This is a genomic window from Agrobacterium albertimagni AOL15 (genome assembly GCF_000300855.1).
GTDB lineage: Bacteria > Pseudomonadota > Alphaproteobacteria > Rhizobiales > Rhizobiaceae > Allorhizobium > Allorhizobium albertimagni.
Genome location: NZ_ALJF01000009.1, coordinates 100,259 through 113,173 on the forward strand (window position 1 = coordinate 100,259; position 12,915 = coordinate 113,173).

The window sequence follows — 12,915 nt, forward strand, 5'->3', positions numbered from 1 at the left end:
CCGCCTGGAGCTTATTCTGCTGCGACCAGAGTTTCCAGATCCAGCATGTGGCCGGCGCGCAAGGTCTTGGTGCGCAGATAGTTTTCGTTTTCCGCCGTGACGCGACCGGTGACCGGCGCCCTTGCCTCGACTTCGATGCCGCCGAGCTTCAGGCCGGCAATCTTGGTCGGGTTGTTGGTGTAGACCGCAACCTTTGAGATCTCCAAATGCCGCAACATGGCAACGGCCGCCTCATAGCGGCGATGGTCTTCGGTGAGCCCGAGCTCGGCATCCGCATCGATCGTGTCGAGGCCGAGATGCTGATAGCCGTAGGCGCGCATCTTAGCGCCAATGCCCGTGCCGCGGCCTTCCTGGTCGAGATAAAGCAGCACGCCGCCGCCCGCCTGCTTCAGCAGAGCAAGACCGTTGCGCAGCTGGTCGCCGCAATCGCATTTCAGGGAGCCGCAGAGATCACCGGTAATGCAGGAGGAGTGAATGCGGATCGGCACGGTCTTCGTCACATCCGGCTTACCGACCACAATCGCAACCTGATCCTTCTGCGCCAAGCCACCGCGGAAGACGACAAAATCGGCATCCCCGAGATCCTTCAAGGGAACGCGGGTGCGCGCGACCTTGTCGAAGCGCTGGCGTGCGGCATCCGCGCCTTTCAATCGGCTGTAGGCGATCTCGCAGCAAGCGCCGAACCGATCTGTCATGGTCGTGACATCCGCCAAAACCATGGCCGGCAGCAACAGCGCCAGGCGGGCCAGTTCTGTCGTCTGTGTCGCCAGTGCATCCGCTGGCTGCCACAATGCAGGCTTTTCCGCACCAAGCGTGTAAGCCAGCCGCGAGGCATCATCGAAAGACAGGCCGGCGAGCGGCGTGATGACATCCTGTTCGGCCCCGATCCCCAAGCGACCGGCCCGCGGCGCGGTCAAGAGGAGACCATGGCGGTTATCGGTAACGGCTGCGAATTGATCGTAAAGCGACGGTGCCACACAGTCGAGCGCCAGAACAGCAAGCTTTCGTTCCCCCTCCGTGACGACGACGGGTCGGCCATAGCGCAGTTCGGCGACGGCGCGTTCTACTTCGATTTCGGCGGTTGAGAATTGGAAAGCGGACTGGCTGGACTTAGACATGAGGCGTACTCTCCCTATCAGTGGCAACCATTACGCCGGAGTTTCAGCGACGGTTTGCGCATCCGCCATAAATTTATTTTGATGGCGGCTACGGAACAAAATGTCTTCTTCGGCAATACGTTCCATTGGTCTGCATATTTAGGGTGGGGGACACGCAGTTTGAAGCTTGGGGCAAATGAACAATCCGTATCCGCCGGAGATACGGCGGCTGCGCTGTGGTTCGAGGCAAAGGAAATCTGCCGGCTACGGCATGAGCCGCTCGGCATCCCGGCTCAGGACGAAGTGCTCGTGCGGACGCTTTACAGTGGCATCAGCCGCGGAACCGAGTCCCTGATTTTCAAGGGAGCGGTCCCTGAAAGCGAGTTCGAACGCATGCGCGGACCGCATATGGAGGGGCAGTTTCCCTTTCCGGTAAAATATGGATATGCGGCTGTCGGCGAGGTGGAGAAAGGTCCACCAGATCTGGTCGGTCGCAACGTCTTTGCCCTTCATCCTCATCAAGATCGCTTTATCCTGCCGTCCGATCAAGTGACGCTGCTGCCGGAGGCGCTGCCGCCGCGGCGGGCGGTGCTCGCTGCCAATATGGAAACTGCGCTCAACATCACATGGGATGCAGGGGTGCAGCCGGGCGACCGCGTCGCCGTCTTTGGCGCAGGCGTTGTCGGGACACTCGTTGCCTATCTCGCCTCGCGGATTGCCGGCACAGAGACTGTCCTCATCGACAAGGACCCCACGCGCCGCAAACTGGCCTCCGATCTGGACCTCACCTTTGCCGAACCTGACATGATCGAGGGGGAATTCGACATCTTGATCAATGCCAGCACAGCCCCGGCAGCACTGGAAAACGCCATCGCCCATGCGGGCTTTGAAGCAAGAATTGTTGAAGCAAGCTGGTATGGCGACCGCATGGTCAGCATTCCCCTGGGCGGCGCCTTTCATTCTCGCCGCCTGTCCCTCGTCAGTTCGCAGGTCGGCGGCATCCCGTCCTCACGCCGAGCTCGCTGGACCTATCGTCGGCGAATGAGCAAGGCGCTGGAGCTGCTTCTGGACGTTCGTCTGGAGCGCCTTATCTCCGGCGAGACCGCTTTTTCTGAACTGCCAGACGCCTACGCTCGTATCCTCTCCACACAGGACACCCTGTGTCATCGCATCCGTTACTGACGAAAGAGATCTCATGTTCGCTGTTGAAGTCCGAGACCATATCATGATCGCCCACAGCCTGCCGCGCCCGGTTTTCGGGCCTGCACAGGGGATGCACGGCGCAACCTTCGTTGTCGATGCGGCCTTTTTCACAAAGGACGTAGACGAAGATGGCCTCGCCGTCGACATCGGCGCTGCAACAACTGTTCTGTCCGAGGTCTTGAAGCCGCTGAACTATCAGAACCTGGACGAGCTTGCGGTGTTCAAAGGTAAGGTCAGCACGACGGAAGTCATTGCGAAACACATCTTTGACCAGCTGGCGCAGGCTGTGTCCGACAAGCGCCTCGGTCCCGGCAGCCACCGGATCTGCCGGCTGAAGGTGATGCTGCACGAATCCCATGCGGCGCGTGGCTGGTACGAGGCCGATCTTTGAACCGTTCCCTCGTGTTCGCCTATCCGGGCGATCTTTCGCTGAAGACCGGCGGCTATGGCTATGATCGCCAGGTCCTCGATGGACTGCGTAAACTCGGTTGGCAGATCACACTCCTGCCATTGGGCGAAGGTTTTCCGTTTCCCACTGCAGACACGCGGCGAGGGGCAGAAACTGCGCTGTCGTCGATACCGGACGGGACGCTCGTTCTGATCGACGGCCTTGCCTTCGGCGTCCTCGATGCCTGGGCGGGAGCCCATGCCGAACGTCTCCAGATCATTGCTCTTGTTCATCATCCGCTCGCCCTCGAAACGGGGCTTTCGGACGAGCAGCAGCAGCACTTCCGACAGAGCGAACAGAGGGCGCTGGCAGCCGCCCGGCATGTGATTGTCACCTCGCCGATGACGGCACGTGAGCTTGCATCCAACTATGGGGTCGCGTCTTCCCGCATTACGGTCGCCCTGCCTGGCATCGACAAGAGCGACGTAAGGCGCGTCGTTAATGCGGCCCCGCAGATCCTCTCGGTCGGTACGCTCACCCGGCGCAAGGGTCATGACGTGCTGCTGAGGGCTCTCAAATCGGTCGAGGATCTCGACTGGCAGGCCGTGATCATTGGCAGCAAGAGCCTCGATCCTTCGACGAGCGAAGCGCTGGCGCGACAGGTGGAAACGCTGGGCCTGGAGGCGCGCGTTCAGTTGCTTGGCGAGGTCGATGACCCGCAGGTGCACTTCGCCTCGGCGGACATCTTTGCGCTTGCCAGCCGATACGAAGGCTATGGGATGGTGTTTGCCGAAGCACTATCTCACGGACTTCCGATCGTGGCGTGCCACGCCGGAGCCGTTCCAGACGTGGTGCCTTCCGATGCGGGCATCCTCGTGCCGGTCGATGACGCGCCGGCTTTCGGAGAGGCGCTCCGCCGTCTGCTGCAGAGCCCGCGGGAACGTGAGATGCGCTCTGCGGCGGCACTTCAAGCCGGCAGCCTCTTGCCAACATGGGCAGACACGGCGGCAATCATTTCCAACACACTGGATGGTATTTCATGAGCGGCTTCAACAAGGACTGGCTTGCACTGCGCGAACCCGTAGACATGAGGGCGCGGGCAAATTCGTTGGTCGAGCAATTGTCGCAGCATCTCGACGGTATCGAGCGCCCCAAAATACTCGACATCGGCTGCGGCACTGGCTCGACCTGGCGCAGCCTCGCTCATCGCTTCCCGGGGCATTCGGAATGGCAGTTGCTCGACTACGACCCGCTGCTGCTGGCGGAGGCCGAACGGCGTATCGGGCAACATCAGGATGTCTCTTTTCGACAGTTCGATCTGAACGAGATCGACTCGCTGCCGCTGACCGAGGTGAGCGTGGTGACGGCATCGGCTCTCTTCGATCTCTGCTCGGCAGAGTTTTGCGATCACTTCGCCGAGATACTCTCAGCAAGTAATACGGGTCTCTATGCCGCGCTGAACTATGACGGCGTTATGGAGTGGTCCATTGCTCATCCGCTCGACCAACAGGTCGCCAAGGACTTCAATCAGCACCAGCATTTCGACAAGGGCTTTGGGCCGGCACTTGGTCCGGATGCGACCGCGCATCTGAAGCAAGCGTTCGAGCGCTTGGGCTATTCAGTCTCTGTTGCCACGAGCCCCTGGGTGATGGGCCGTGATGACGGAGATTTGCAGGCCGCGTTCCTCGAGGGGCTCGAACAGCCGCTTTCGGAGATCGGTTCTCTGACTGACGTCCAAATCAGGGACTGGCTGGGTTTCAGGCTCGAAAAGATCGCAGAGGCCGGAAGTTCATGCGTGGTCGGCCACTCGGATATGCTCGCGCTCCCCCGACACTGAAACAGCTGGGTTTTTCAGATCGCAATCGAACAGGATGTCGCTGCCCAAGGTATAGACCTTGGCAGCCGGCCGGTGAGCGCTGGAGAGCTTGTCGATCGGCGGCAGCGCGATGCCGGCAGGTCCCGAGCCAATGATCAGCGGCGCAATCGCGACATGCAGGCGATCGACGAGATCGGCTTCGATAAAGCGGGCGATCGTGCGGGCGCCGCCTTCGACGAGGATGCGACGCAAGCCGCGGTCCGCAAGTGCGTCCAGAATGTCCTGAGGGTCGAGGCCACCCTCGCCCCTGCGAACACGGATGACGTCGGCTCCCTGGGATTTGACCGGTGCATCATGACCCTGCACGAGAATGACCGGCGCGCCGCCGTCGCGAAACAGGCGTTCCTCGCCGGTCAGTTCCGCGCGGCAATCAATCACAACACGGACGGGATTGGGGCCTTTCACGGCCCTGACGGAAAGCCTCGGGTCGTCGCATTTGACGGTGCCGACACCGACAATCACGGCTTCCACGAGCGCGCGACAGCGATGAAGATGCGCGATGCCATCGCTTCCGGAGATGTCGCGCGCGTCACCTGATGGCGTGGCCACGCGGCCATCGAGCGACTGTCCGACCTGTGCCAGGACAAAGCTGCGCTCGGCGGCGGCGATCGGGGCGTAGAGGGCCATGACAGGATCGCCTTCGTCTGCACCGGTTTGGCTTGCGCTGCCGCGCATTGCAAGAAGGCGCGCCCAAAGCTGGTCCGTCATGTCGATCTTACGCATCGAGGTCCTGTCCCGAAGAATTCACAATATGCGGTAAAGCGTTCCGTCGCGGCGGATCACGTGGTGAAAGACCACCGCCGCAATATGCAACGCAAAGAGAGCCAAAATGATCCACGCGCTCCATGTGTGGATCGCCGAAAGGGTAAAGGCGATGTCCGGTGACTTGCCGATCGGGCTCCAGACGGTGAACAGACCAAACCATTTGAGCGGAAAGCCATGGGCATTGGTTGCCAGGAACCCGGAAACCGGCATGACGATCAGGAAGACATAGAGAAGCCCGTGCACTGCATGGGCAGCTGCCTTCTCCAAAGGCGGCGCCTCGACCAGAGGCGCCCCGCTCGTCAGCCTTGCACCGATCCGCACCAGCATCAGCCACAGGACCAGGAAGCCCAGACTTTCGTGGATCAGATAGAAGTCGAGCTTCACGTCCTCCTTCACGAATCCAATCATCTGGCCAAGCGGCCAGGTCATGAGGACAAGGACTGCAATCAGCCAATGGAGGATGCGCAGCGTGCCTGCATAGCGTTCGCCCGCCAGCATCGATTGTGCGCCGTTCATTACACTTTGCTCCGATCCCAGACCATTCGTGCGCCAGACCTCCTCGTCTGCCGCCCATCAGTCATCCGTTCTCAGGATGTGACGGTTTGACAACAATGTAAACGGAAGATCAGGGCTCGCAGATCATGTCACGCTGTGGTGATCAAAGTGTCGGAGGCGCTTTCTGGAAGAAAACATAGGAGCCCTTGGCGACCTTGAAGATATCGCAATTGCGCCGGACCTTGCGATCGCCTTCCAGCCGGAAAACACCGAGCGAGCCTGAAAAGCCATTCGGCGACATGAGCTGCTCGGGTGTGAAGGCCGCCTCCCGGAAGCGGCCAGCGAGACCGATTGCCATCGCCATGGCGTCGAAACCGTAGCCGGCTTGGGCAGAAGCCGGCATGCCGTAGCTTGCCATATACCGGCTGCCGATCCTTGCCTGGACGTTCTGGTCGTAGCGACAGACGATGCTGCCGGTCAGCTTCGGTTCACTGAGGTCCTGCGCCGTCAGAACGGCACTCGCGACAATCTTGCGTCCCGGCCGCGGCGGCTTGGCGGCATCTGCCTTTTTCAGCACGTCGCCCGGCGACTTGATGCCGGGCATCAGTACCACCATGTCGGCCTTGCTCCACGAGTTCAGAGCCTTTGCAGGCAGTGTGCCGCCGCTCAACTCGATAATCGGTTCGACCTTCCCGCCAAAAGCCTTAATCTGGCTGGCGATGCGATCGGCCTGCGCTTTTTCTGCCGGAGATGAGGCGAGGATCACCGCATGGGTCGCCCCTTCGGCCATCGCAAAGGATGCGCTTTCGATCAGGCTGTCAGTAGGGCTGGATACGAAGGGATAGACATTTTCAGGCAGGACCGCCTCGTTCGTCTGGAATGCGACCATGGGGACCTGAAGTCCGCCGAGGCCGCGCTGAACCGCTTCGAACTCCGCGCCACGGGCGGTGGTGACGATGAAGGACACCTGCTGGCGCGCCAAGGTCCTTGCCGCGGCCTCGATCGCGTCCGGCTTTTCCGTCGTCTCGAGCATGGTGAGCTTCACGACGTCGGATCCGAGCGTGTTGACGGCCAGAGCGGCACCATCCCGGTACTCGCTGTCAGCCTGGCGGCTCGGTTGATCGGCACGACGGACACCGAGATAGGCGACCTTTACTGAACCGGATCCCAGGGTCTGGTTATAGAGCCCTGTATCGTTGGCAGGCGTCACGGCCGCAGAGGCTCCGCCCTCTCCAGGGTTCGGCTTGAAGTCATCGGTCTGACAAGAGGATAAAGCGGCAAGCAGCAGAGCCGAAGCTCCGGCGCGCAGGAAGCTCCGCGTAAACTGTTCTATTCCGACCATGATGGCGCCAAGTCTCGTTCCCGATCCGTTGGCGAACGTTAAGCATTGGCACTCGGTGAAGCAAGAGCGAAGCTGTTCCATATCTGGGCAGACTGCAGCAAAAGCAACAGCTGGGCTCGAGTGGCAACACAGGAGAACGGCTTAGATCCCGGACGCCTTGAGCGCCTCTGTTTCCTGCATTGTGGCCACCTTGGTTAACAAGATATACCGATCATCCAAAGCATTTTACTATAATAATGCGACGCGCATTCAAAGTATAGAAGCCATCTATACGAACAGATAATTCAAGCATTGCCGCTACTCTTCAAGCAACGATTGGAGAATAGCGGTGCTCAAGAAGAACAAGAACATTGTCGCAGTCTCAGCCCTTGTCGCGGCCACCCTCGCGTCATCAGGCTCGCTGGCGGCTCCCATGCTGCCACACACGATGACGTCTTACTCAAACGTTGCCCAGACACTCGTGCTTGGAATGAGCCCGTTTGCAGGCTCACTCGGCACCAATCTTTTCGGCAAGATCGAACAGCGCTGGGAGCAGACCGCAGAGGCCTTTGCCCAGTCGGTCGCCACACAGATGGTCGCAATCGCGCCGATGCGCACCGAGCTCTCCACCGGTACCGTCGCCAAAGCGCCGAAGGAGGTAGCGCCGAACCAGCGCAAGACACCGACCAACGACGTCTTCGACTCCGTGGCCATTCCCTTCAAGAAACTCGGCGCACTGAAGAAGGCGGCACCGACCTTTGCCGAGATCGCCAAGGGCACCGCGCTTCGGTGCGGCGGCGCCAATTGTTTCGAGATGGATGCTGTCGTTCACCGGACATCGGCCGGAGGCGGCATGTCATCGCTCCGCGACAAGCTCAATCTCGTCAATCACGCGGTGAACCGCCGCATCACGTACCGCAAGGACATCGACAGTCATGGTCGGGTGGATCAATGGTCCTCGCCGTCCCAGACCCTCGCCTCCGGTTATGGCGACTGCGAAGACTATGCCCTCTTGAAAATGGCGGTCCTCGAAGCACAGGGCTTTTCGCTGCAGGACATGACCGTCGTCATCCTCTACGACAAGAAGCGGCACTTCTATCATGCCGTTCTGTCGGTCGAAATCCAGGGAACGCATTACATCCTCGACAACATGCGGGATCAGGTTCTAGCGGACAGCCGCCTGCCTGATTACCAGCCACTGTTTTCCATCTCGAATGGCCGCGGCTTCCTGCATGGTACCCGCACCAAGGGGAAGGCTATGGCCATGAAGAGCTTCGACAGCATCGCACCGGGCGAAGGCGGGGAACTCTGAGCGGATCGTCCGCCCAGTCGTGCAGCTCGACCTCAGCCCCGGACGACGTAGCCGATGACCATCTGCTTCTGATGGCTGGGCGCCATGGCGAGGTTCATTTGGCCGGTCAGCTGCTTTCCGGCACAGGTGGCGGTGAAGCCGGTGGTTATCATCTTGCCCCTGGACGACAGGCTCTGCAGCGCTTCATCGACCTGCGTGTCGAGAACAAAGCGGAAGCCGGCCGAGAGCTGCGCGATATTGCCCAGCACAAGCTTCTGCTTCAGCATGGTCATGAAGGGCTCGTTGAAAAACTGGATCTTCTTGTCACGCGTGAGCACGATGGCGGGCGTCGGACAGGCCTGGATCAGCGCATTCAGATTCTCAACCGAGTAGACATTTTCCATCAGTGACAGGCGACGCCACATCCAGCGAAACGCAAGCACACGCAGCATGGATGCCAGATTGCCATTCTCGCCCATCTGGCCGGCAGCCTGATCCACCACATCGCCCAGGGATTGCCGCGAACCGTTCAGCAGCCAGGCGAGACCATCCCAGTAGACGCTTTCCAGCCTGATACCCCGGCGCGCTCCACCTTTGCCGATGATCGCGCGGAATTTGGGTTCCGCGTCATGCTCCTCGACATGCCGCATCGCGGCCGGGTTTACGTCGGCTGGTTCAGAGTAAGACGCTTGCCGATCGGAAAGGGCCATGGCTCACCGCTCGGTCAGGGCGACGGATTGCGCCTTGTTGATCGGCTTCATGAGATAGCTGAGGATTGTCTTGCGGCCGGTCATGATTTCTGCCGAGGCGACCATGCCCGGAATGATGGGGTAGCTCTTGTCGCCGCGCGTCAGCTCGGACTGGTCCGTCTTGACATGGACCAGATAGAAGGTCTCGCCCTTCTCCTTGTCGACGATACTGTCGGCGGAGACATTGGTCACCTCGCCTTCCAGCCCGCCGAAGATCGAGAAGTCGTAAGCCGTAACTTTCACGATCGCCTTCTGGCCGCGCGTCACGAATGCCACGTCACGCGGTGAAATCTTGGCTTCGATCAGAAGCGTGTCTGCGGTCGGGACAATGCCCGCGACCACGGTGCCTGGGTCGACATAGGCGCCGATCGTATTGACCTCGAGCGTGTTGACGATGCCATCCACCGGTGAGCGGATATCGGTGCGGCTGACACGATCGGTCGCACCACGGATCGTTTCGTCGATGACGGAGAGTTCAGCGAGCGTCTGTGCCTTTTCCGTCAATGCCTGCTGACGCAGCTGAAGCGCCAGTTCATCCACCTGGAGACGCGCTTCCTCTACCGCGCCGCGCAACCGCTCGAGGCTCTCCTGATAAACCGTGATCTGACCGCGCTGGTCCGTCAGTTCGCGCTCGAGCGCAATCAGCTCGGTCTGCGCCACGAGACCCTTCTTGGCCAGCGGGCTCATCAGATCGTATTGCCGCGTCGCCTGGGTGATGTTCTGCTCGAGGCGCACGATATTGGCCTGCGCCTCGCTCAGTTCATTCTCGCGCTGACGCACGCGTTCCCGAAGCACGCCCGCCTTGTTGAGATAGGCGGCCTTGTTCGCGGCGAAGAGCCGCTCCTCATTTGCACAAACCTGGCTGGCGACCGATTGGACGTCGTTTGGGCAGACGAAGGCGACGTCATAGGAGCCGACCTCTTCCAGCGCCAGGCGCGCAATCTTGGCGCCGAGGGCCCGCGCCTTTGCGACGGACTCCCCGAGCGACGATTCCGTCGTCGTATTGTTGAGCTGGACGATCAGTTCACCCTTGCGCACGATCTGGCCGACCTGAACGGCGATGGTCTCCACCACCCCTGCTTCGGACGACTGAACGATCTGTGTCTTGGAGACGGGAATGACCTTGCCTTCCCCTCTCGCGATTTCATCGATCTCAGCGATTGCCGCCCAGGCCAGAAAGAGGACGATGAAACACGCGACAAAAACCACGATCATACGGGCCATGAACGGAGGCGTGTCGGCAACCGGACGGCTCATGGCTTCACGCCCTTCTTCTGCATGGCTTCGATAACCTGATGCTTCGGCCCGTCTGCCACCACACGCCCCTTGTCGAGGACGATCAGGCGATCGACGAGATCGAGCATCGTGAAGCGATGGGTTGCGATCAGCAATGTGGTGTTCTTGTCGAACGCATTCGACAAACGGTTGATCAGATGACGCTCGCTGGCCAGATCCATGGCGCCCGAAGGCTCATCGAGGAAAACGATCTTCGGTTTCGTGAGCAGAAGACGTGCTATCGTCATGGCCTGCTTCTGGCCACTCGACAGATTGGATCCGCGCTCGCCGACGGGCATGTCGAAGCCGCGGGGATGCCGCGAGACGAACTCTTCAACACCTGTCATGCGGGCCACTTCGAGCAGTTCCTCGTCGGTCGCATCTGCCCGACCGATCAGGAGGTTCTCCTTGACCGTCCCGGAGAAGAGATCCGAGGACTGGCCTGCGACGGCAACGGCGGAGCGCACTTCCGACATGTGGTACTGGCGGATGTCGACGCCATCGATCAGCACGCGCCCGTCTGTCGGCACGAAGAGACCATCCAGCAGACGGCCAAGCGTCGTCTTGCCGGAACCGATACGGCCGATGATGCCGACCTTTTCACCGGGCGCGACGGTCAGTGACAGCTTGCTGATGACCGGGTTGTCCGAGCCCGGATACTGGAAGCTCACATCCTGGAAACTGAAACCGCCATGCTTGATTTCGCGGTTGACGAAACCGACCGTCGACGGACGATCCTCCGGCTGCTCCATCACCTGGTCGAGAATTCTAAGCGACAGCGTCGCCTGACGAAACCGCGCGAGCGTCATTGCGATCTGGCCGAGCGGCGCGCCAGCCCGGCTGGCAAGCATGACGGTGGCGATGATCGCGCCCATGGCGAGCCGCCCCTCCGAGAATTCGTAGGTGCCTGCAATCACGATCAGCACGCCGACAATCTGCTGTATGAGCGCCGTCAGGTTGATCGCATTGGTCGAGACATGCTTGATCTCTTCGCTCGTGCGGCTCGAATGCTTCATCAATTCCTGCCAGCGACGCAGCATGGTCGCTTCGGCGCGCAGGCTCTTCAGCGTCTCGATGGTCGAGATCGTCTCGACCAAAAGCGCCTGCCGTTTCGACGCCTCGTTGGACGCCGCTGCCATCCGGTGGCCAATCTGGGCCTGAGCGCGAAGTCCGATCGCGATCGACAGGATCAGCGCTACGGCCGGAATGATCGCAAGCCAGCCAGAGATCAGATAGATAACGATCAGGAAGATGAAGACGAAGGCCGTATCGATCATCAGACCGATCGTGTTCGAGGTGAAGAACTCGCGCACAAACTCGTACTGCATGACGCGATTGGCATATTCGCCCGTCGACATCGGGCGCGAGGCAAGCGTCGTATTCAGCACCTTGTCGAAGATCATCTGCGACAGGCGCAAATCGGCGTTGCGCCCGGCGTGGTCGATCAACGAGGCGCGCGCTTCCTTGAGCAGATAATCGAAGAGATAGGCGAGCATGATGCCGGCTGCGAGCACCCACAGGGTGGGAATTGCCTTATTGGGCAACACGCGGTCGTAGACATTCATCGTGAAGAGCGGCGAGGCAAGCGCGATCAGGTTGATGAAGAGCGCGGCAAGGATGACCCGCAGATAGGTCCGCCAATAAGGCATCAGCGCCCGCACCAGCCAATGGCGCTTCTCGATCTCGTCGGCGCTGCCGATCCGCGCGTCTTCCGTGTCGTTCCGATAAAAGAGCGTGAAGGCGAACAGGAACTCAGGACCGAGCGCCATGAGTTCCTGATGCGTCAGGCGGGCCGAAGCGGTGCCCTCGCGAATATCGAGCGTGTAGACTCCGTCGTCGCTGACCTCGAGCAAGGGCAGCGTGCCGCCATCCTTGAGGACGACAATGGCTGGACAGTCAAAATCGTTTTCCCGGATAGCACGTTCGCCGATCCGCATGACCTGCAGACCAATCCGCTCGGCGACATGTTCCACATCGTCGAGTTCGAGAGATTCAACGATTTCGTCCGGCAGACCTGAGAACAGCACGGTATCGGAGCTGGGCCGACCGTAAAATGTGGCGACAGCCTTGAATGACGCACGAAAGCTCAGGCGGGCACGAGGGCCCGCCGGTTCGATCAACGAATTTAACATGTCATCCTATCGGATGGGCGTTTACTGGAGCGGCGCCAGGAGGTCCATCGGAATTCCCGCCTTTTGCCGCGGATCCCGTTGGACATAAGCCCCATTCGGGGTGGTCTTCACGGAGAACTCGTTGCGCGCATATGCATCGGTCTGGCCGACCGGCTTCGCATTCATGGTCTTCAGCAGGGAGCCTGAAGCCGCCAGGATCTTGTATTCCGCAAACAGAGCCGCGACGCGGGCCGTTTCGGCGACGATGCTGGTGTTGAAGCGGGTGTTCTGTGCGTCGAGAACATCCAGAAGCGAGCGCTGGCCAATCTTTAACTGCTCGCCGT

At 60.4% G+C, this 12,915-nt stretch carries 12 protein-coding genes and 1 pseudogene; 5 read left to right on the top strand and 8 right to left on the bottom strand.

The features are described from left to right. Positions 1-11: 11 nt before the first annotated feature. The gene (gene ribA / locus QWE_RS11730) at positions 12-1,118 is read right to left on the bottom strand and encodes a GTP cyclohydrolase II RibA (RefSeq protein WP_006726338.1); all 1,107 of its coding nucleotides are present in this window, start codon (positions 1,116-1,118) and stop codon (positions 12-14) included. Positions 1,119-1,277: 159 nt separating this feature from the next. Here ribA and QWE_RS11735 point away from each other — a divergent pair, with 159 nt between their 5' ends. Genes QWE_RS11735 through QWE_RS11750 form a run of 4 tightly spaced genes read left to right on the top strand, consistent with a single transcriptional unit; the run spans position 1,278 to position 4,525 of the window. Continuing rightward, positions 1,278-2,279, top strand: coding sequence for a zinc-dependent alcohol dehydrogenase (locus tag QWE_RS11735; protein WP_006726339.1), 1,002 nt, complete (start codon positions 1,278-1,280; stop codon positions 2,277-2,279). Positions 2,280-2,292: 13 nt separating this feature from the next. Beyond that, the gene (locus QWE_RS11740; RefSeq protein ID WP_006726340.1) at positions 2,293-2,691 is read left to right on the top strand and encodes a 6-pyruvoyl trahydropterin synthase family protein; all 399 of its coding nucleotides are present in this window, start codon (positions 2,293-2,295) and stop codon (positions 2,689-2,691) included. Next, the gene (locus tag QWE_RS11745) at positions 2,688-3,731 is read left to right on the top strand and encodes a glycosyltransferase family 4 protein (protein WP_006726341.1); all 1,044 of its coding nucleotides are present in this window, start codon (positions 2,688-2,690) and stop codon (positions 3,729-3,731) included. Before QWE_RS11740 ends, QWE_RS11745 begins: the two co-directional genes overlap by 4 nt. Further along, the gene (locus tag QWE_RS11750) at positions 3,728-4,525 is read left to right on the top strand and encodes a class I SAM-dependent methyltransferase (protein WP_006726342.1); all 798 of its coding nucleotides are present in this window, start codon (positions 3,728-3,730) and stop codon (positions 4,523-4,525) included. The genes QWE_RS11745 and QWE_RS11750 overlap by 4 nt, the downstream gene beginning before the upstream one ends. Here the strand turns inward: QWE_RS11750 and QWE_RS11755 are convergent. The 3 genes from QWE_RS11755 to QWE_RS11765 form a co-directional block, all read right to left on the bottom strand. Continuing rightward, positions 4,478-5,287: a RibD family protein gene (locus QWE_RS11755; protein WP_006726343.1), complete on the bottom strand. Its 810-nt coding sequence runs from the start codon at positions 5,285-5,287 to the stop codon at positions 4,478-4,480. The two genes, QWE_RS11750 and QWE_RS11755, sit on opposite strands and share 48 nt — an antisense overlap. Before the next feature lie 21 nt (positions 5,288-5,308). After that, a complete protein-coding gene (locus QWE_RS11760) occupies positions 5,309-5,845 on the bottom strand; it encodes a cytochrome b (RefSeq protein WP_006726344.1) in 537 nt (178 codons plus the stop codon). 142 nt (positions 5,846-5,987) lie between these two features. Further along, a complete protein-coding gene (locus tag QWE_RS11765; protein ID WP_240532537.1) occupies positions 5,988-7,034 on the bottom strand; it encodes a type 1 periplasmic-binding domain-containing protein in 1,047 nt (348 codons plus the stop codon). 460 nt (positions 7,035-7,494) lie between these two features. Between QWE_RS11765 and QWE_RS11770 the strand changes: the two genes are divergently transcribed. After that, complete coding sequence (locus QWE_RS11770; RefSeq protein ID WP_006726346.1) at positions 7,495-8,457, top strand: transglutaminase-like cysteine peptidase; 963 nt, start codon at positions 7,495-7,497, stop codon at positions 8,455-8,457. A 32-nt stretch (positions 8,458-8,489) separates the two neighbouring features. Here the strand turns inward: QWE_RS11770 and QWE_RS11775 are convergent, their stop codons facing one another. The 4 genes and pseudogenes from QWE_RS11775 to QWE_RS24415 all read right to left on the bottom strand — a co-directional run. Next, positions 8,490-9,146 (bottom strand): ribbon-helix-helix domain-containing protein, encoded by a 657-nt coding sequence (locus QWE_RS11775; RefSeq protein ID WP_040300045.1) that lies wholly within the window; start codon positions 9,144-9,146, stop codon positions 8,490-8,492. Between the two features lie 3 nt (positions 9,147-9,149). After that, complete coding sequence (locus QWE_RS11780) at positions 9,150-10,442, bottom strand: HlyD family type I secretion periplasmic adaptor subunit (protein WP_006726348.1); 1,293 nt, start codon at positions 10,440-10,442, stop codon at positions 9,150-9,152. Next, a complete protein-coding gene (locus tag QWE_RS11785) occupies positions 10,439-12,592 on the bottom strand; it encodes a type I secretion system permease/ATPase (RefSeq protein ID WP_006726349.1) in 2,154 nt (717 codons plus the stop codon). The genes QWE_RS11780 and QWE_RS11785 overlap by 4 nt, the downstream gene beginning before the upstream one ends. A gap of 21 nt (positions 12,593-12,613) precedes the next feature. Continuing rightward, positions 12,614-12,915: pseudogene (locus tag QWE_RS24415) on the bottom strand (channel protein TolC); the annotation flags it as partial.